The 18,833-nt window shown below is 45.0% G+C and carries 20 protein-coding genes; 8 read left to right on the top strand and 12 right to left on the bottom strand.

What is annotated here, in order from left to right; all coding sequences use genetic code 11:
- Positions 1–302: 302 nt before the first annotated feature.
- The 3 genes from RH46_RS19070 to RH46_RS19060 form a co-directional block, all read right to left on the bottom strand.
- The gene (locus RH46_RS19070; RefSeq protein WP_006881163.1) at positions 303–722 is read right to left on the bottom strand and encodes a VOC family protein; all 420 of its coding nucleotides are present in this window, start codon (positions 720–722) and stop codon (positions 303–305) included.
- Positions 723–848: 126 nt separating this feature from the next.
- Positions 849–1,322, bottom strand: a complete 474-nt coding sequence (locus tag RH46_RS19065) for a DUF1203 domain-containing protein (RefSeq protein WP_006881162.1) — start codon at positions 1,320–1,322, stop codon at positions 849–851.
- Between the two features lie 105 nt (positions 1,323–1,427).
- Entirely contained in the window at positions 1,428–2,045 is a 618-nt protein-coding gene (locus RH46_RS19060) for a LysE family translocator (protein WP_006881161.1), read from the bottom strand.
- A 112-nt stretch (positions 2,046–2,157) separates the two neighbouring features.
- On the opposite strand from RH46_RS19060, the gene RH46_RS19055 reads away from it, so the two are divergent.
- Positions 2,158–3,138 (top strand): GlxA family transcriptional regulator, encoded by a 981-nt coding sequence (locus RH46_RS19055; protein WP_006881160.1) that lies wholly within the window; start codon positions 2,158–2,160, stop codon positions 3,136–3,138.
- Positions 3,139–3,181: 43 nt separating this feature from the next.
- Here RH46_RS19055 and RH46_RS19050 read toward each other — a convergent pair whose 3' ends face one another.
- Positions 3,182–4,300 carry a multidrug effflux MFS transporter gene (locus RH46_RS19050; protein ID WP_006881159.1) on the bottom strand — a complete coding sequence of 373 codons (1,119 nt, stop codon included), beginning with the start codon at positions 4,298–4,300 and terminating at the stop codon, positions 3,182–3,184.
- A gap of 99 nt (positions 4,301–4,399) precedes the next feature.
- On the opposite strand from RH46_RS19050, the gene RH46_RS19045 reads away from it, so the two are divergent.
- Positions 4,400–5,188 carry an AraC family transcriptional regulator gene (locus RH46_RS19045; protein WP_006881158.1) on the top strand — a complete coding sequence of 263 codons (789 nt, stop codon included), beginning with the start codon at positions 4,400–4,402 and terminating at the stop codon, positions 5,186–5,188.
- Here RH46_RS19045 and RH46_RS19040 read toward each other — a convergent pair.
- Positions 5,181–6,101 (bottom strand): LysR family transcriptional regulator, encoded by a 921-nt coding sequence (locus RH46_RS19040; protein ID WP_006881157.1) that lies wholly within the window; start codon positions 6,099–6,101, stop codon positions 5,181–5,183. The genes RH46_RS19045 and RH46_RS19040 overlap by 8 nt on opposite strands.
- Before the next feature lie 121 nt (positions 6,102–6,222).
- On the opposite strand from RH46_RS19040, the gene RH46_RS19035 reads away from it, so the two are divergent.
- The gene (locus RH46_RS19035) at positions 6,223–6,891 is read left to right on the top strand and encodes an SDR family oxidoreductase (protein WP_006881156.1); all 669 of its coding nucleotides are present in this window, start codon (positions 6,223–6,225) and stop codon (positions 6,889–6,891) included.
- Positions 6,892–7,017: 126 nt separating this feature from the next.
- Positions 7,018–7,530, top strand: a complete 513-nt coding sequence (locus RH46_RS19030) for a GNAT family N-acetyltransferase (protein WP_006881155.1) — start codon at positions 7,018–7,020, stop codon at positions 7,528–7,530.
- A gap of 47 nt (positions 7,531–7,577) precedes the next feature.
- Here the strand turns inward: RH46_RS19030 and RH46_RS19025 are convergent, their stop codons facing one another.
- Both RH46_RS19025 and RH46_RS19020 read right to left on the bottom strand, forming a co-directional pair.
- Positions 7,578–8,579 carry a metal-dependent hydrolase gene (locus RH46_RS19025; protein ID WP_006881154.1) on the bottom strand — a complete coding sequence of 334 codons (1,002 nt, stop codon included), beginning with the start codon at positions 8,577–8,579 and terminating at the stop codon, positions 7,578–7,580.
- A gap of 145 nt (positions 8,580–8,724) precedes the next feature.
- The gene (locus RH46_RS19020; RefSeq protein ID WP_006881153.1) at positions 8,725–9,231 is read right to left on the bottom strand and encodes a DUF3087 domain-containing protein; all 507 of its coding nucleotides are present in this window, start codon (positions 9,229–9,231) and stop codon (positions 8,725–8,727) included.
- Between the two features lie 319 nt (positions 9,232–9,550).
- Here RH46_RS19020 and RH46_RS21935 point away from each other — a divergent pair, with 319 nt between their 5' ends.
- On the top strand, positions 9,551–10,339 hold the full coding sequence (locus tag RH46_RS21935) for a substrate-binding periplasmic protein (protein WP_006881152.1): 789 nt from the start codon (positions 9,551–9,553) through the stop codon (positions 10,337–10,339).
- Positions 10,340–10,449: 110 nt separating this feature from the next.
- Here RH46_RS21935 and RH46_RS19005 read toward each other — a convergent pair whose 3' ends face one another.
- Positions 10,450–11,316, bottom strand: coding sequence for an MBL fold metallo-hydrolase (locus tag RH46_RS19005; protein WP_006881151.1), 867 nt, complete (start codon positions 11,314–11,316; stop codon positions 10,450–10,452).
- Between the two features lie 106 nt (positions 11,317–11,422).
- On the opposite strand from RH46_RS19005, the gene RH46_RS19000 reads away from it, so the two are divergent.
- Complete coding sequence (locus RH46_RS19000; RefSeq protein WP_006881150.1) at positions 11,423–12,310, top strand: LysR family transcriptional regulator; 888 nt, start codon at positions 11,423–11,425, stop codon at positions 12,308–12,310.
- Between the two features lie 66 nt (positions 12,311–12,376).
- On the opposite strand, the gene ycjG is transcribed toward RH46_RS19000, so the two are convergent.
- From ycjG to RH46_RS18985, 3 genes are all read right to left on the bottom strand, one after another.
- Complete coding sequence (ycjG, locus tag RH46_RS18995; protein WP_040896260.1) at positions 12,377–13,351, bottom strand: L-Ala-D/L-Glu epimerase; 975 nt, start codon at positions 13,349–13,351, stop codon at positions 12,377–12,379.
- Positions 13,352–13,366: 15 nt separating this feature from the next.
- Positions 13,367–14,374: an N-acetyltransferase DgcN gene (gene dgcN / locus RH46_RS18990; protein WP_006881148.1), complete on the bottom strand. Its 1,008-nt coding sequence runs from the start codon at positions 14,372–14,374 to the stop codon at positions 13,367–13,369.
- 95 nt (positions 14,375–14,469) lie between these two features.
- The gene (locus RH46_RS18985) at positions 14,470–15,336 is read right to left on the bottom strand and encodes a LysR family transcriptional regulator (protein WP_006881147.1); all 867 of its coding nucleotides are present in this window, start codon (positions 15,334–15,336) and stop codon (positions 14,470–14,472) included.
- Between the two features lie 134 nt (positions 15,337–15,470).
- Between RH46_RS18985 and RH46_RS18980 the strand changes: the two genes are divergently transcribed.
- A complete protein-coding gene (locus RH46_RS18980; RefSeq protein ID WP_006881146.1) occupies positions 15,471–16,037 on the top strand; it encodes a sugar O-acetyltransferase in 567 nt (188 codons plus the stop codon).
- A gap of 70 nt (positions 16,038–16,107) precedes the next feature.
- On the opposite strand, the gene RH46_RS18975 is transcribed toward RH46_RS18980, so the two are convergent.
- Positions 16,108–17,841: an EAL domain-containing protein gene (locus RH46_RS18975; RefSeq protein WP_006881145.1), complete on the bottom strand. Its 1,734-nt coding sequence runs from the start codon at positions 17,839–17,841 to the stop codon at positions 16,108–16,110.
- 377 nt (positions 17,842–18,218) lie between these two features.
- Here RH46_RS18975 and RH46_RS22570 point away from each other — a divergent pair, with 377 nt between their 5' ends.
- Positions 18,219–18,722: an HD-GYP domain-containing protein gene (locus RH46_RS22570; RefSeq protein WP_006881144.1), complete on the top strand. Its 504-nt coding sequence runs from the start codon at positions 18,219–18,221 to the stop codon at positions 18,720–18,722.
- Positions 18,723–18,833: the final 111 nt, after the last annotated feature.

Genomic DNA, 18,833 nt, shown 5'->3' with positions numbered 1-18,833 from the left:
GAATTATTTTTCTATGTTCCAACAGTGGATCTGTGAGTAGATGATCTTTCGCATTTTCTTCCATGTTTTCAATCCTTCAGATAAAAGCTTACTTATTGATATAAAAGCTAAATAACACACAAACAGTACTGCAAAACAAAAAGTAAAGACTATGTTTGTGGATTTCGTCAAGCGTGAGCGGATGTTAGTTTTCGATAATTTTTGGTTATTGATTGCAAGCGATACTTTATGTCGTGATTAAATGTGCTTATAAACGCAAAAAGCGAGCTACTTGTGCTCGCTTTTTACAATACCGCTACTGATTAACTGGATAAATTACGCTGTTTTGGATCGTCGCTAAGGTATTCTACGAACTCCACTTCAAAACCAGCCGGGTCAACAAAGTAGACGTTTTTACGATAAGGCTCCTCAGCACCTGGTTTAGCAATCGGGAAACCTGCAGAAGTTAAGCGCTCAATAACCGCCTCTATATTATTGGTGATGTAAGCAAAGTGCGCTAATCCCACTTGATGCCCTGCTAAGTAGCGATTCTCACCCTCTCCGTGGTCACTGAGAGCGATGTATTGATACTCGTCGCCAAAATGAAGCCAGTTACGCGGTTTACCTGACCACTCTCCCTGACCTTCATCACGAATATACCAGTGTGGGAATGCGGCCTGATAGAAGCTCAGCATTTCAGGAATGTTCTTTACCACTAAGTTTACGTGTTCAAGTTGAATCATTGTTATCTCCTTTTAAGCCTTTTTCTTGTCAACGGAGATTATGCTAATTCCTCAAGTTAACTTGAGGTAAAGAACTTTTTTAATAATTTTCAAATTACTACTGAAGCCATGTTTACAGCTAAGCCTCTAAGCTCGATAGACAGTACAATTGAAGCAACCTGGATTGGCGTTGTGAATTTGAAGATAGCTGACCTCACTATTTTCAAATAGATCCCTGATAGTATTTGTCAGTGCTTTACCCTGAACTGTTGTCGCGTTTAGCATCATGCTGTCTTGACTATAAGCTCTGACCGACAACAACCTTTCAGTTAAGATCTCGGGGATCTGATTAACTTTCATCTCAACAACTTGTGCGTTTTCACGAACGAAAATCGGTCCTGACGCCTGATATGGCGAATTGACATCATGATAGTTGAATGGAATCAAAAGCACTCTTTCACCCACTTCGGCTTCTTGCAGAGAGACTCGGCATGGGTAACCCGGTTTCGCGTCCGCTACCAACCATTTGGCATTAAGCTGCGCCAGTTGTTGCTCGTCCTTATTAAACAACTGTTCAAAATTCGCCTGCTCAAGGGGTTTAACCAGAAAATCTGTCATCATCGTTTTCACTCTCACTGTTTAAAAACACGAGCATAGCGTTTCAATACGGATTTTCTGGCCACAAACGGAACTGTAAACTAACGTGAGTCTTAAGCGGTCAGGAACTCAGGCAAAGCTCTTAACCATTGCCATTACAGATAGGAACAAGAAGATTGCACCACAACATTGATTAAAGATGCGTCCATTAGCAAGTAGCATTAGTTTGACTCGGTCAGCCAGTCTCGCCACACCAAACTCGACGGCAAACTCAATACACAAAAAGCTCACCGTAATGATAAGAAACTGGGGAATAAACGGCTTATCAGGGTTAATGAACTGCGCCAGGAATGCGGTAAAAAATAGCAGAACTTTAGGGTTCGACAGTGCCGCAAAGTACCCCTGTTTAAATAGCTCTCTGCGTAATACAGACACAGCATCGCTGGCACTTTTTACGTTAACATCATCTTCAAACCACAACTTAAGACCCAACCAGGCAAGATAGAAAGCGCCTAGCCATTGTAGAACGATCATCAGTTCAGGTTTCGCTTGCAAAACTGCTCCTAAACCAAACATCGCTACAGAAATTAAGATAAAGAAGCCGCTGACACCGCCCAAAATTGTCCAGACCGTCTTTTTATAGCCATAACGCGCGCCATGACTTAGCGCCAACAGTGAATTGGGACCAGGCACACACGCCAGACCTAAAGCAGACAAAGCAAAAAGACTCCAAAGTTCAAACGCCATTACTAACCTATCTATTAGCTGATTTAACTGCTGCCAGTATCGCTGATTGAGACAATTGATAACGGTAAAATATAGACATAAAATAAAACCAAATGGACATAGTGAAACTGATATGAATAAGCAAACAGGCATCCACTTTTTATTGGTTCCTTTGGATAACTTCAACATGCTGCCTTTCGGTAGCTTCTTGGACAAACTGCGCTTTTCTGCGGACGAAGAGGATAATAGTCAGCAACGCTATTGTTCATGGCAAGTTGTGTCTCACTCTGAAGGTCTGGTTTGCTCTAGTAGTGGAATCCCGGTAATGATCGATGTGACACCCGATCAAATCCGCTTATCCGATGTTGATTATGTGGTATTTTTTGGTAGCCGAACTGCCAGTCAGTCCCAGCTTCAAGCCGAATATTACCGAACTTTTGTTCGCAAGATTGTCGCGGCAGGAGTCGCGATTGTCAGTATCGACAATGCCTGTTTTACGCTCGCTGAGCTAGGGTTGTTAAACCAACACCAGGTCGTAGTTCATTGGCGCCACCACAACGAGTTCAAAGCCAGTTACCCTAAAGTGATCGTTCGGGATGAGCAGCTATATCATTTCGACAATAAAATGATCAGCTGTACTGGCGGCTGTGCGGCTATCGATCTCGCCGTCGCAATATTGCAAAAGCATCTTGGTCGGGCAAAAGCAGAGAAAGGCTTAGCCGATATGTTAGTGGATGAGAATCGCAGCGTTCAGCATAGACTAAAGTCATCCCAACAAGGAGCTTATACGAATCGCCATATCAATAGAGCGATTTCCTTGTTGCAAGATAATCTCGGGCAAAATATTCCCGTAGAGCAGATTGCTGCAAAGATTGGCGTTAGCCGTCGCCAGCTAGATCGACTGTTTGAGCAACAATTTGACTGTTCAGTCCATCACTATTGGCAGGAAATGCGCCTTCAGCATCTCCATTGGCGTTTAACCCACTCCAGTCACTCTCTGGCACAGCTGGCAGATGAAGTCGGCGTCAGTGACACAAGTTATCTGTGCAAGATATTTCGTAAAAGATTTGCCATGACGCCCAATCAATGTCGGCGTAATGCAATCCGTAACTAACTAGAGAGGCGCGAGTTTATCCAACTCGCGCCGCCTATATTAATTATCTTCGTGACAGCGTCACCATGCTAGTAACAACACTACATGCCAACAGTACATAACCAAGGTTTTGAACAAAACCTGTTAAAGCTAGCCCACTACCAATCATCAAGTAATAAAGTAAACCGAACACTGCTCCAGCGCTACCCGCATACTGTTTGTAGTCGACTAAGGCGCTACTGAGTATATTTGGAATCGCAATACCAAACGACATCACGACTAACATCATTGCTACAACAAAATAGAGAGTGTCTAACATCACGTAGACACCTACCGCTCCACCAGCTAACAGCAGAGCAGAAAGTAAAAGTAATGAATGCTGACTGGCATTTCTTGTCAGCAATACTTTATTGACGTAGCTACCCATTAAGGTTGCTAAACCCAGCGCAATACCACTATAACCAAACAGCTCTGCACTTAACCCAAGCTCAGAAAAGCGAAAGGCGCCAAGTTGGTAGTATGAAAACAGCGCTATGTTGTATAGTGCGACCAAAACAGCAGAGATTATAACCTGCGGATCTTTAACCATCCGCACAGTTAAATCACGTAAGTTTACCGATTGATTTTCAGTTTGAGTTTCTGGCAATTTCAGTAAATTGTAGACAAATAGCGCTAGTGCCATAGTCGTCAGGGCCAGAAACACATAGTGGTACCCACCAGCGGACGTCAGATAGCCTCCCAACAACATGCCTACCACAGGGCTTAGTGCTATTCCCATTCCCATCAGGCTAAATACTTTTGCAAGTTCGTTACCATCGAATGCATCACGCAACATGGTTTGAGTCACTACCGACCCAACGGCGATACCAAATGCACTCATGACTCGCGCCAGTATTAACACCGTAAAGCTCTGCGTTTGCATTGCGACTAACGCTGAGCAGCTATAGATAACCAAGCCGATCAGCATTGTTGGCCGTCTGCCCAGTTTATCCGCCATTACGCCCCAGGTAACAACACCCAGTGCAAAGGCAACAAAATAGACTGAGAGTGTCTGTGCTGCCTGAGCGTAGCTTACAGAGAAAGCATCGGCTATCGAGCCCAAAGCCGGGCTGTATATGGTTTCGACAATTTGTGGAAACATCAGCATCACTACCATCAGCCCTAAAGAAGGTTTGGTTTTCATTAGTAGTCCTCGTGACAAATTAGCTTGGCGCGAAGTATAAACAGGACTACCATCTACCAATTAACAACATAAAAACCAAAAACATCAAAAATCGGACAAATGGCAATTATTGATCAAAAAACTCAGTTTGATGCTGATAAGTTGAGCGCGAGTGTGGTGGGTATCGCCGCGGACGTTGGCCAGCACGATTCTGGCATGCATCAGCATCTCAAAGGTCAGCTGCTTTATGCCCCTCAGGGATGTATAAGCTTTGCGTTAGAAAATTCAATCTGCATTTTGCCACCAACTAAAGCGGTTTGGATTCCGCCATCCACTCGACATAGAGCCACAATGACCAATGTGGTGGCTTACCGATCTCTTTACTTCGATTGTGCCGCATTTGCTTGCCCGACAGACATTACAGTGATCGAAGTAAACACTCTGCTAAAAGCATTGATAGATAAAATGGCGCTGTGGGCATGGGATAAAGCAGAAAGTGAAATGACCAATACCACTGCACTTTTCTGGGAAGAGTTTTATGCCGCTCGACGTCATTCATTCCAGCTACCTTTGCCATCGGATCGCCGCCTGCAGAAATTTCGACAACAAGTTATGCAGCAGTCTTATTTAGTGCCAAACCTAACCTCGATGGCCGCTTCTGTCGGTGCAAGTAGCAAAACGGTCACTCGCCTGTTTAAAGCAGAAACTGGAATGACCTACCAGGACTGGCGTCAACAATGGCGTTTGTTAAAGGCTATCGAATTGCTTTCAAGAGGAATGCAAGTCAGTGATGTTTCCTGTTGGCTGGAGTTTTCTTCAGACAGCGCTTTTATCGCCTTCTTCAAAAAACAAACGGGACAGACACCACTAAGCTTTATAAAAAATACTCCCAGAGAGATGTTTAACTGAGCTTTTGCGCAAAACGTTCAATCAGAAAGTCGATAAACAGACGAAGCCGTTTAGGTTGATATTGACGGCTTAAGTAAATTGCATTCAGGTCGGCCCTCGCCATAGAAGTCGAGGCATTGAAGTTCTTCATATAACCATTGAGTACAGTTACCAGTCGCTGCTGTTTTATGTCCTCCTGAACATCAAGTATCGACTTCAGTGCAATACCTGCCCCGTCTAACGCCCACTGACGAATCACTTCACCATCGTCTGAAAAACGTTTAGGCACCACAGTAATGACGTTATGCTGCTGTTCGTCCTGAAAGTGCCAGGTTTTCAGCTCTTCATTACTGCGAACCATAGCCAGACAGTCATGCTGTGATAAATCTTGCGGGGTGATTGGTGTCCCTTTATTGGCTAAGTACTCAGGCGACGCACATAGTACCCGTCGGCTGGATGCCAGTTTACGAGAGATCAGATTGCTGTCGGCCAGCTCTCCGTAGCGGATAACAATATCGAGTCCCGACTCGGCTAAATTGGACAGATTATCATTCAGATAAAGATATGGAATCACATCTGGATAAAGCTGACTGAATTCAGCCAGTATTGGCGAAATGTACTGTTTACCAATGTCGCGAGGTGCAGAGATCTTCAACGTTCCACGGACTTCTTTAACTCCCGTCTGGAGCAGGTTTTCAGTCTCTTTGACGCTGTCTATTATTTCCAGACATGCCTGATGATACATGGCCCCGGAATCTGTCAACGAAATGTGCCTTGTACTACGATTCAGCAGCTTGACTCCGTAGCGATCTTCTAGTGACTGTAACCGTGCAGTAACCGTAGCGGGAGATAAACCTAGTTCTCTTCCTGCTGCCGCTAGCCCGTGATTTTTAACAATGCTGACAAACAGCGTCATATCAGAAAACTTGTCCATTCCCTCTCCTACCTAACTTCATTATTCATATTAATTGAATAATGAATTCAAACATTAGCCAATTATCAAAGTTTATCCAAGCAATATACTGGTTTCATCAAGACAAAATTGGAGAGCAGGTATGAAATCAGACAAAACCGTTTATGTCGTAATAGGTGGTACTTCCGGTATAGGAGCCGCACTTGCCAAACAACTCGATAACGCCAATAGCGTGGTACACGTTGCCAGTAGAAAAACCGGGCTGGACATCAGCAATGAGCAATCGGTGTACCACTATTTTGAAACCATAGGGCCGTTCGATCATTTAGTCATCACCGCAGGCTCATATGCGCCCGCCGGTAAAGTGGTCGACGTTGAAGTCTCTCAGGCTAAATACGCCTTCGACACTAAATTCTGGGGAGCTATCATTGCCGCTAAACACGGTGCGCGTTACATCAAAAAAGGCGGTTCTATCACCCTAACCTCTGGCATGCTATCACGCAAGGTCGTCGCCAACACCTATGTTAAAACAGCGATCAATGCAGCCATTGAAGCGACCACCAAGGTACTGGCCAAAGAACTTGCCCCTATTCGTGTAAATGCGGTTAGCCCGGGCTTAACTCAGACTGAAGCGTATCAGGGCATGAAAACTGAAGAGAGAAATGCCATGTACCTACGCACTCAGAAAACCCTGCCAGTCGCAAAAGTTGGTACAGCCAGTGATATTGCAGCAGCGTATATCTTGCTGATCGAAAACACGTATATGACAGGTGCCGTCGTTGATGTCGATGGCGGAGCACTACTGGGTTAAACCGTTATCGGCTCTGATACCTTGTTGTCACTGATTGTTTTAAAAAGCCATTGACCTGTCTATAACTTTACAGTTTATAGTTCGCCCCATCAGTGACAACAATAATCAGTATTCCAAAGGTAAAAGATGAATATCAGAGCTGAAATACACTCAGACATCGAACAAATTGAAAAACTTGTTTACCGAGCGTTTGAGAACCACCCACATCATGCTCCGGGTGCGCAACCAACAGAACATTTGATCGTTAATAAGCTACGTCAGGCCGAGGCACTATCACTGTCCCTAGTCTGTGAAGATGAAACGGGCATCATTGGCCATATTGCCTTTTCTCCGGTTGCAATCAATGGCGAACTGACTAGTTGCTATGGTTTAGGGCCGGTATCTGTAGTGCCAGAACGTCAGGGGGAAGGCATCGGTGGTGCACTCATTCGCCAGGGGTTATCACAGCTTAAAGAGCAAAATGCGCAAGGTGTAGTGTTACTTGGTGAGCCAGAATACTATCGCCGTTTTGGATTTGAGTGCTTTCCACAGTTAACGCTGACAGGTGTACCAGCGGAGTACTTTATGTCTCTGGCACTTAGTAACCACATTGCTGAGGGCGAAGTCACTTATCACCCTGCATTTTTCGAAACTGAATAGCTGAAGGTATGACTTAAAAGCGAGTCTGTTGGCTCGCTTTTTAATCACTATCGATCTAAAAGCATATCAACAAACCGTTTTCTGGACGCGGGCGTACTGTCTCGATGAGTTGCGTATTCAACATGGCTATCGTCGTTCGCTGACGGTGACAACTTAATGCTCCAAAGCGAATTAAGCTGGTTGGGTACCATAGAATAGCGCACATCGATAATACGTAGCGCGTCATCTGGATCCTGAGCGATATAACCGGCGGAAAACCAACGGAAACGCTCGATATCCTGTGCTTGCTGTGAGCTCGCTTTGAGCCACGGATAATCTCTTTCCAGATTGAGTTTGGCAATTGATTGACCCGGATAAAATTTGACTTCGCGCCCTAACCTTATCGCATCGACGAAGTAATTCCCCTCGGTTTCATAAACTACTTTCCACAACAGAATATTGGCAAAGCTTGGCTTGGCCTCAAGTTGCAAAGGTTGATGCTGCCTTTGTTGTGCCAATTGTAATCCAGCGGCTTCTGCTCTATCTCTCTGTATCATCCCCAGCGTGAGATACACTACCACCCACAACAAAGCTATGCGCGCATACCAAGGGTTCCGCTTCAATAGCCCAAACACAAGCAATACCAATAATGAGAGGGTAAAAACGGGGTCTATCACCGAGATGGTGCTCCAGGCAAATCTCTGGTTGGAGAACGGCCACAGTAACTGAGTACCATATGAAGTACAGGCATCGAGTAAAGCATGGGTGCTATAGCCTAACGCGCAATATAGCCAGGTTTGTTTAAACCAGAGTCCGCGTTTTTTGGCCCATAAATAGTGCAGGACCACAGCACAAATAAAACTGCCAATGGGGATAAACAGCAGTGAATGAGTGAACTGCCGATGAAAATCCAAAAACAGCAGCGGATCTGTCTCGGATTGAATTAATACATCTAAATCCGGCGCCATTCCCGCCAGCAACCCCAAAACACCGGCAAGAACAAAATGTTGTTTTTTGCCCACTGCTTGTGGAAGTGATGCGCCTAACAAACCCTGCGTTAATGGATCCATAACCAACTCTATGATTGCGTTAGATTATTGAGTGCTACACAAGCGAACTCTTTACTTCGAGTGTAGCAACAAACAGGCAACCGGGGAGATCGATTCAAGAGTAGCGTGACACCGCTAACTGTTGATCAATAATTGGCTTGAGCGCTTAAAACGACCTCAGAATCTCCGAGTTGTAATGAGTAATATCCAACTCCACACCATATTTTTCAGCCTGTTCATCAAGCTTTCTCTGAGCGACTTCTAAGGTATTAATCGTGATTGTGTTGTCGTCTAATTTCCATAGTTGGCGGCTCCCCTCATAGCTGAACTGGAGAGCAAGCATCGCATCTGCGTTGCCCTCTTCGGCTGCAGCTTGCAGAGCTCTATTCTTACGGTATATCAGGTTTAACGCATGCTTAAGATCCCAAACGTACGCCACTTCATACATCTTAGGATGGCCTTTCAACTTGATTAAGGTCGCAACAACAGCAATAGCGCTGACAATGACGCCCAACAAGTTCCAGTGAAAGTGAGAGCCTGACTCATCAGGTAACAGGTGAATCAGAAGCTGCGAGACTGCCAGACTAGATAAGGCTAGAAAAGCGATACAGGCAACAATGACAATGTTTAAACGTGAACGGTACAACTGCTTGTCGATTTTTTGTAGTTTCATCAAGAATCCATTGCTTTGAGATAGCTAACACTGCCCTATTGGGCTTAAAGAATGGAGCGATTATACCTTCTGTCCTCTATCAACTAAGAGATTATTTGTTGCAAAGCGTGTGCTCGTGCTCATTAGCGTCCTCGATAGTCAATTGTGGCTCTATGAAAATGCGCTCTCTGGCAAAAAATGCATACGTTATAGGTGTTTAGGTGGATACTAGACCATTGAAAAATGGGGGGAATCTTCGATTTTCTGATCCAACAGATATTCATCAATTAGTACTACACTCTATACTGACATGGATAAGGTTTATCTAAGGCAAGACTATATGCGCTACCTATTGTTAATATTCGTCTTCTTGCTAATCCCCATTAATTCATCTGCTTCCGGCTTAAAAACTATCACGCTCGCGTATTCCGACGTCGAGTCCTTTCCGTTCCAGATGGGCAATGGTACCTCAGTCGCTTCCCCACCCGGCTTATCCATTGATGTCATCGAGCAAGCAGCGCTGCTGCTAAACCTTAACATCGAATATGTGCGACTACCGGGAAAAAGAGTCCTCAACCAAATCAGAGCAGGCCAGGTAGATGGCGGGTTTATTTTCTCTTACAACCAAGAACGAGCCAAATATGCAAGCTATCCTATGAAAGCGCAACAAGCCGATAGTTCATTGCGTATCGCGACGTTAGATTACTCCTTTTACAAGCTTAAAGAGCACCCCTTAGAGTGGGATGGCGATAAGCTTAATTCCACAGGTGACATGCCTGTTGGGGCTCACGGCGGCTTTTCAGTTACCAGGAAACTGAAAGCAAAACAGATCAGCACGCTTGAAATGGAAAGTACCGGAAAGCTGTTTGAAATGTTAAACAAAAAGCGCCTGGCAGCGATTGCGATTCAAAGTAATATTGCCAATAGCTATATCGTCCAGAACAGACTGACGAATATCGAAAAAGTTGCTCCGCCAATATCGACGAAGGATTACTATCTGATTTTTAGCCATGATTTCGCGCGGCAAAACCCTGATCTGGTACAAAGCATCTGGACAGTTATCAGTGAAGTGCGAGACGGGGTTATCGCAAACAGCACACCACAATACCTAGCTAACGAAAGCAACTAACTGGCGGATATCATGACTAACCTTGGTCTAGTGCCGGTTAAAACCAAACGTGGTGAGACTCACCTATCTCACCACAAGTTGCTTCGGTAATTATCGCGAGCAGTCCCCTGCTACCATTCCATTTCTCCCTTATGAACCTTAGCTCCAATACTTAACGCAATAGGCAGTTGCGCATTGGGGTATTTGGCAGACATGCTATCGATCAGCTCCGCACTGTTATTACTGCTTCTGGTTGCTTGTTGGAAATCCGCCAGATACTGCTGCGTATAACGAATCGTACTCGCATCCAGTTTAGTTCCCCCACGCATATGACCTGGTACGACAATTTCTGGATTGAGCGCCTTAAGCTCGTCCAGTTGTTTCACCCAAGCTTTCTGACTCTCTTGAGACTGCGCGTCGGCCATCCATAAATGTAAGTTTCCATAGACTGCAACATTACCCAAAACTGCTTTGTTAGACGGTATCCATAGATAAGGGCGATGAGCCAGCTCTCCAGTTGTACCGCGCACTTCGATTTTATGACCATCGACCGTCAACGTATTACCATCGATAGCTGTAGGAAGGTATGGTTCCACAGGCGCGTTACTGCCCATTTTAGGGCCCCAGTAAGCTAACTTACCGGCAAGTTTTTTCTCAATAGTTCTCTTAACCGCTTCTGTGCTTAGTACCTGTGCTTGTGGGAACAGTTCATGGAGCACTTCTGCACCGAAGTAATAATCCGGGTCAGCCTGACTAATAAAGATAGTTGTGAGTTCTTTACCACTATCGAGAACTTTCGCGGCGATACGTAGTGCGTCAGCTTTGGTAAAGCCGGTATCGACAACCATGACTTCGGTTTCGCCAATGACCAACGTTGAGGTTACGTGAAAGCTCCCTTTGTCTGCGTTGTACACATCTAGTGTGAGAGGGACTTTGTCTGCCGCCTGCGCACTTGTTGCTACCAACACTGACGCTGCAATTAGAGTTAAACGTTTCATACCTTTCTCCGTTATGTTTTTCTGTACAGAGAGGATTCTAGGCATTTGACGCGTTCGGAAAAACACACCAAAATGAACATGATTATTTCATAAATCGAGCAAATAAATGGACAGACTAACTGCAGCGAAAGTGTTTGTTGATGTCGCGACATCAGGTAGTTTTACTGCGACCGCAGACCGACTAGAAATGTCTCGCCCTATGGTTACCAGGTACATAGAAGCGATGGAAAGTTGGTTGAATGCTCGTTTACTCCATCGCACCACTCGCAAAGTCTCGTTAACCACTGCGGGTGAAGATTGTCTTGAAGAGGTTAAGCTATGGCTTAAGCAAGCAGAAAGCTTAGGTGACTTAGCCAACACCGGCGGTGAGTTATCCGGAACCATCAGGCTCGCGACAAGTATGTCGTTTGGATACTCTCAAGTAGTGCCTGTTATTCAACAGTTTTTGGCACTCCATCCCAAGGTTAGCATCGATGTTGATTTACAGGATTCGGTTACGGATCTGACTGATAGCCAAATCGATATTGCGATTCGCATCGCTTCAACGCCTGACCCATCTTTGATAGGTAAACCTATCGCTCTCTGCGAGTCGGTTATCGTTGCTTCACCACACTATTTAGCCAATAGCGAACCCATTTCAACGCCGGGTGATTTAACTCACCATGCCTGTTTAGGATACAAAAACTTCCAGCAGCATGTCTGGCACCTGACTAAAGCTAATTTACAGCAATCGGTAGAGGTAAGTTGCCGTTTAACGGCCAATGAAGCGACAACCTTGCTGAATGCAGCACTTTGCCATGGGGGCCTCGCCATGCAACCCACTTATCTCGTCAGTCAGTACCTCAAAAACGGACAACTAAAACAGGTTTTACCCGACTGGAAACCCGACGATATGACCGTTTATGTACTTTACTCATCGCGTAAACATATGCGACCTGCGGTTCGCTCCTTGATAGATTATTTATCAGACTATTTTGCAACTTCACGTTGGTAACTCTTGGCTGACAAGCAGGCTCTACTGACAAAACGAGCTAACTCTGCTCGCTTGTCAGTGTGCTATTTAATTTAAATAGAGGTTGCCGGAGTGATACTTCAGCCCGTTATCGATATCTTTACCAAGTAATACCGGCCCATCTAAATCGACGATTTCGGCTCTGGTGGCAATCGGTAGCGCCGCTTTCATCGCAAGTGACGTGCCAAGCATACAGCCGACCATAATGCTGAAACCAGCTTCTCGCGCTTGTTGCTCAAGCAACATTGCCTCCGTCAGGCCGCCAGTTTTATCCAGCTTTATATTGATCATCTCGTAGCGCCCTTTCAGCTCCGCCAGCTCTGCACGGGTGTGGCAGCTTTCGTCGGCGCAGAGTGGAATGGGATGAACAATGTCCGCCAGGCAATGATCTTGTCCGCTCGGAAGTGGCTGCTCGATCATGGCGATATTGTATGGTGCCAGTTGTTGAAACAATTGCGCTAAATCGAGCGTCTGCCACGCTTCATTCGCATCAAGGATAATTTTGCAATCGGGGGCGACATCGCGATCGCGCACTGCGGCCACCCTTTCAACAACATTTTCACCATTAAGCTTCACTTTCAAAAGTGTTGCGCCTTGCCCTACATACTGTTTTGCCTGCGCTGCCATCGCTGACGCTTCCCCAATCGATACTGTCATAGCCGTTTCAATCGCGTCATTGATTGAGAAATATGGCGATGGGAATGCCTTACCTTCAAGCTGCCCTATCAGGTCCCATAACGCACAATCTAGCGCATTGCGCGCAGCTCCAGCAGGCTTACTTTGCAGTTGTTGTTTCGCTGCTTGTGGAGTGAGCTCCGCCAACTCACCTCGCCACATTTCTAACTGAGTCACAACCGACTCAACACTTTCGCTGTATCTCAGATAAGGAGTACATTCTCCGACGCCTTGATACCCCAGATAACCGATCGTTACTCTCACCGTATGGCAATGGGTTCTTGCCCCTCGGGAAATGACAAATGGTGTCGCGAGTTCGATACTATATGGCTTTACATTAATCTCCATGGTCATAGCCCACCATTAAAAATGAGTCACAAGATGATCGGCAATTGCGTCAATTCCAAAACGAACCGGGTCAGTCACAGGCACGTTGAACTCTTCTTGCCAGGTGGCACACAGATTCTTTGCCTCACGTTCATCTAACGCTGAAGTATTCAGACTAATACCCGCCAGCTGAGCTTTGGGGTTGGTCAAACGTGCGGCGGCTAAGTTTGCTTCGATGGTCGCCGTTATCGAAGGCATTTTGCAGTGAGGAAGATGGCGAATATGAGGCCGGTTTACTTCGTGACACAGAACCAATGCATCCGCTTGTGCACCATGGAGTAATCCAAGACTGACACCAGCAAATGAGGGATTGAACAGAGAGCCCTGACCTTCAATAATATCCCAGTCGTGATCATCGAAAGCAGAACTGATCGCTTCAACTGCACCGGAGATAAAATCCGCCACCACAGCATCAATCGAAATCCCCTCGCCTGCAACTAAAATCCCGGTTTGTCCGGTCGCTTTAAAACGGGCGTCGACCTCAATTTCCTGCAGAGCTTTTTCCAGAGCAAGTGCTGTGAACATTTTGCCAACAGAGCAATCTGTCCCTACGGTAAGAATACGTTTACCCTGACGAGCGATTCCATTGCCGACACTCAGCGACTCATCATAATGGCGTACATCATGGAGCTTGGTTCGACTTTGCTGTTGCAACTGAGCAAGCTCTGGGATCTCTGTCAGACGAGAATGCATTCCTGATGCTATTTCGAACCCCATCTTAGCCGCCTGAATCAAAGTACCTTTCCATGCTTCGGGGATGACACCGCCGGCATTAGCGGTTCCAATCACCAGACTTTTTGCCCCCTGATGCTTCGCTTGCTCTAAAGTAAGTTCATTCAGACCTAACGAGACCGCATCTGGTGTTAAGCGTAGCTGACCGATACAGAGATCTGGTCGCCATAGTGCGATTCCTCGAGCCGTTTTAGCTGAGATTGGGTCGGTAACATCACCTAAGAAAAGTAGGTATGGTTGAGCGATAGACATGGCAAGTCCTTGTTTTGCTGGAGTGATGCCGTCTACGGTAAAGACTTAAAGCCCCCTTTTCGAATACTCATTCGTCGATTGCCTATAACCAAGAGTTATAGGCCTTGTTCAAGCTGGCCGACAAACCATTTAGCTGCAATACTCATCGGATAATGCTCTGCGTACAAAAGAGACACAGAAATATCAATTGCTGGATCGAGTCTGGCGCTGTTTACTCGGTGTTGGTACTGAGTTGCAGTCCATGGGTCGACAACTGCGCTCCCCAGACCTTGTGCCACCAATTCTGCAGCCGCACTGTAGTTTCGCACTGTGACCTGTGGGTGATAGTCAGGAGCTAAGGTGTGGATCGCCTGATGCAGCTGCAAACCTAACGGGTCGCGGTTATCCAGCGCAATTAACCCCGATTGATTGCTCAATAATTCATTTAAACTGACCGTCTCCGGAGCTTCATGATTGTGCGGCAAAATAACGGTCATCTCTGCAGTGACCAGCGTTTTCTGTACTAAAGCATTGGGCGCATCGTTGCCAAAACAGATCGCAAGATCAAGCTGATGTTTGAGCAGAGCATCGCACAGCTCATCCTGATTCCCGGTAGATACCTCAATGGTATAGTCACTGTTTTTGCAGATCTGAGCGATGACGGGAGCCAGCAGGGTCGCAGATAAAATAGGCGGCGCGCCTATGGTCAGATGCTTCTCCCCTGCTTTGATTTTGTTAGTCAGGTTCCTGAACTGACCAAGCTGCTGATAGATCTTCTCTGCTTCAGGCAGTAACAGGTGCGCTTCGCGAGTGGGTATCAAACGGCCCTTAACCCGTTCAAACAAGGCGAAACCTTGCTGCTGTTCAGTATGAGCAAGCACTCTGGTCACATTAGGCTGAGAAACGTGAAGTTGTTTCGCTGCCCCAGATATGGTGCCGCATTTCATCACGGCGTAGAAGATTTCAAGCTGTCTTAAGTTCACGTTCTACTCTAGTCATTGGCTTCCTGTCCATTAAATTAAGGCTATATTATTTGACCCATTTCTAGCAATTGATTTCGCTACCAGTGATAGCATCTAACGTTAAGAAACCTATGAAAAATATGGTGAGGGACAAAATGACTGAATTCGAAAAAATGCTTGCTGGCGAAGAGTTTGACGGTGGCGCAGATTGTATTAACCAAATCCGTCAAAATGCTTCGACCCTATTACAGAACATCAATCAATGCGTAGATGACGAACAACGCACTACTCTGTTTGAGAAACTGATGGGAAGAATGTCCACTTCAAGTGTTATCAGACCGCCTTTCTATTGTGAGTTCGGCAAGACAATATCAATTGGTGACAAGACCTTCATCAATATGAACGTCACCATGCTAGATGGCGCCAGAATTACCATTGGTAATAATGTCTTGATTGGACCTAACACGCAGTTTTACTGTGCTAGCCACCCAATGGACTACCTCAGACGACGCGAATGGGAAACCATCTGCGCGCCAATCACCGTCGAAGACGATGTTTGGATTGGTGGTAATGTGGTCATCAACCAGGGAGTAACCATTGGTGCGCGTTCTGTAATTGCAGCGAATTCAGTCGTTAATAAGGACGTGCCGCCAGACTCACTTTACGGTGGTACACCAGCTAAATTAATCAGAATGATTGATGAGAATGAACACTGTAGCTAGCGGTATCCTTCGTCTATCGACATAAGGACAGCACAAAAGCGAGCGACTCAGGCTCGCTTTTGTTTATCTGCTACTTCTCGCTATACAAGAACCCCTGCTGATAGGTATATCCAAGCTTAGAAAGAAAGTGTTTTTGTGAGCTGGTCTCTACACCTTCTTGTATGACTTTTGAATCTGAGACATAGCCAATGTTTGAAATATTAATCAGAATTTCTTTTGCGGAACTATCATCTTCCACTCCCTGCAAAAACTCTTTATCAATCTTCAGATAATTGGGATGCACTTTTTTCACCATTTCGACATTATTGTTGCCGGTACCGAAGTCATCGAGGGCGATGATGAAACCTTTCGCTTTAAGGCACAAAATGTGTTCAATAATTTCTTGTGAATAAGGCAAGTTGGAGTTTTCAGTGATCTCCAGTATCACCTCGTTCGCCTCTAAACGGCTTAAGAATTGTTCGAGAAGCGGAAACTGGTCCCCTTGCAAAGTAATCGGGCACAGGTTAATCCCATAATTGTTGCTCGCGCCATCGAGCTGAGCATCTTCAATCGCACGAATAGTTAAAATCGTATGGAAAGTCACCAGTCCGGATTGGCGAATATGGTTTATATAATCAAGTGGAGAGCCCGTTTTAACTCTGGTTAAGATTTCATAATAGATCGGTTGATTTTTATCCGTGTCCATTATCACTTCCAGCTTATATCTCAAACCGACCCAGGTGATAACGAAGTGAGAGAACCGGATAATGCTCTTCATGTAAAAGACGAATGATAGCAATGTGAGCAACACGAACCACTCAAACAAGATGCCATCACTGTAATAAACAACCTCAGCCCCTGCTCGATAGTCATGCGAATAAATTCTAAAGTTACCCGGCTCCCCCGTCGAAAGCAGTTTGCCTAGTTCAGTATTGATGTGGATTGAATCAACTAAAATCGGCAGTAAAGTATTGCCATAGCGGCTTTCTATCGATTGCCTGGAAATACGCGCATAGAACTCTGTTCCCTGACTATTGGCCCTCAGGGTGTAAACAAACTGGGGTTGATCTAGCAAATGTTGCAACTCAACGTCATCATCAAGGTAGCGCACTGATTCCCTGTCGATTAAGCAACGATCATTGCCCGTTATCAGGATGGCTGAGTCAAGATTCAATGACTGGCTAAACACCGCTACGTTCTGAATATCATCGCATCCGTGAGCCATAATTTCTTGGGCTATAAAGTTGGTATTACCTTTATATTTCTTCAGAATCGACTCTATATGAGAGATTTGCAACATGTACAATATGCCCAACAAAAGCGTTGATATCGCCGCCATTTTGGCACCTTTACAAGCAATGCTCCGCTGATAAATCTGAATGAACAAACTCAGCATTGCCGGAGTATTCAATTTGTAATTGTTGATATCAAAGTTAAGCTGCTTATTTTTGGCAAGGCTATCTAGGACATCGAGATTAATGTAATAACCCTTCTTAAAAACATTGGTTATTAGCTCTGTCGGAGTATCTATGGCGTAACTATCAGTGATTAACTTATACTTCTTGCGGATAGACGCGATAGTATTCTTAAGACTATACAGACCAAATTCATCTGAGAACTGCTCCTGATAAGCGAGTTCAATGTCCCTTGCAGCTGAAGGCTTGTCATAAGAAGAGTATTTGGCGAGATATTCAAGGACAAAACGTTCTTTGTCGTTAAGGCAAAACTCCATAGTTTTACTTTCTTCATCAAGTCCATACAATAGGTTACCGTTTAGCACCAGCTTGTAAGATGAATCGCAGCCCAAGTTAAATAGGTACAACATAACAGCCTCTCACACATTGCTTACATTTGGGCACAATCGACCACCCCGAAATTCCGCCAAAATAAATAGTTCGACGCTAAAATATCCATACAAATTATAATTTTATATTTTCTTTGTTTGCTTTTTTACACAAGCCAGTCGCAACAGCCAAGCAAAGATTGTTACAACATGTAATCCATTATAATTAACTGACACTTTTATCTAATTCCTAAGCTTTAGGGCAACCCCAAAGTCAGATTTATCCAAATAAAAATACGATTATCCTAATTTAACGAGTGGTATCTCTCAGTTTTCCTCCCCATTATTCAGCAATAGTCACGCCCTGCTTAAGGTGTCTGTCCCAATAAGATTCTTATCATGCAGTTGACGACAGCGGAGTGCTGACACCACTAATCACTGAAGACGAGTTACAGGCCTTATCGATTCCTAAAGGAAGCCTGACATTAAGCGAGATGGAAGAAATACGCTCTCATGTTATCCATACAGAAACCTTCTTGAAGCAGATACCCTGGACACAGGATCTGCAAGACATTCCTCATATCGCGGGGGCACATCACGAAAAAATAGATGGAAGCGGTTATCCGAGAGGCTTAACTGGTCAACAGATTCCATTAGCTTCGCAAATTATGACGGTGTGTGACATTTATGATGCGCTTACCGCCTCTGACAGACCTTACAAAAACGCCCTGCCTAATGAAATTGCCTTCAAAATTCTGCTCAATGAGGCAGAGAAAGGCCAGTTGAATGGAGACTTAGTGAAGCTGTTCATTGACTCAAAAGTATACCTGGCGATCCAAAACAAACAGTACAAAAACGATTGTAATGAGTGCGGTAACTTCCACCACCATGTATGCGATTTTGATTTACTGGATCATGACTAAATCGCTAACACGCGAAAACTTATTGATTCCACTCTTAAAAAACAATATCGGGCAACCAGTTGTTAAATAAATGTTCAACACAAACGATTGCCTGAAAAAGAATGAATAGTT

The organism is Vibrio brasiliensis LMG 20546 (assembly GCF_000189255.1).
Lineage (GTDB): Bacteria > Pseudomonadota > Gammaproteobacteria > Enterobacterales > Vibrionaceae > Vibrio > Vibrio brasiliensis.
Note: the sequence above shows the minus strand (reverse complement) of the source record. Positions and strands in the feature narration are given on the sequence as shown.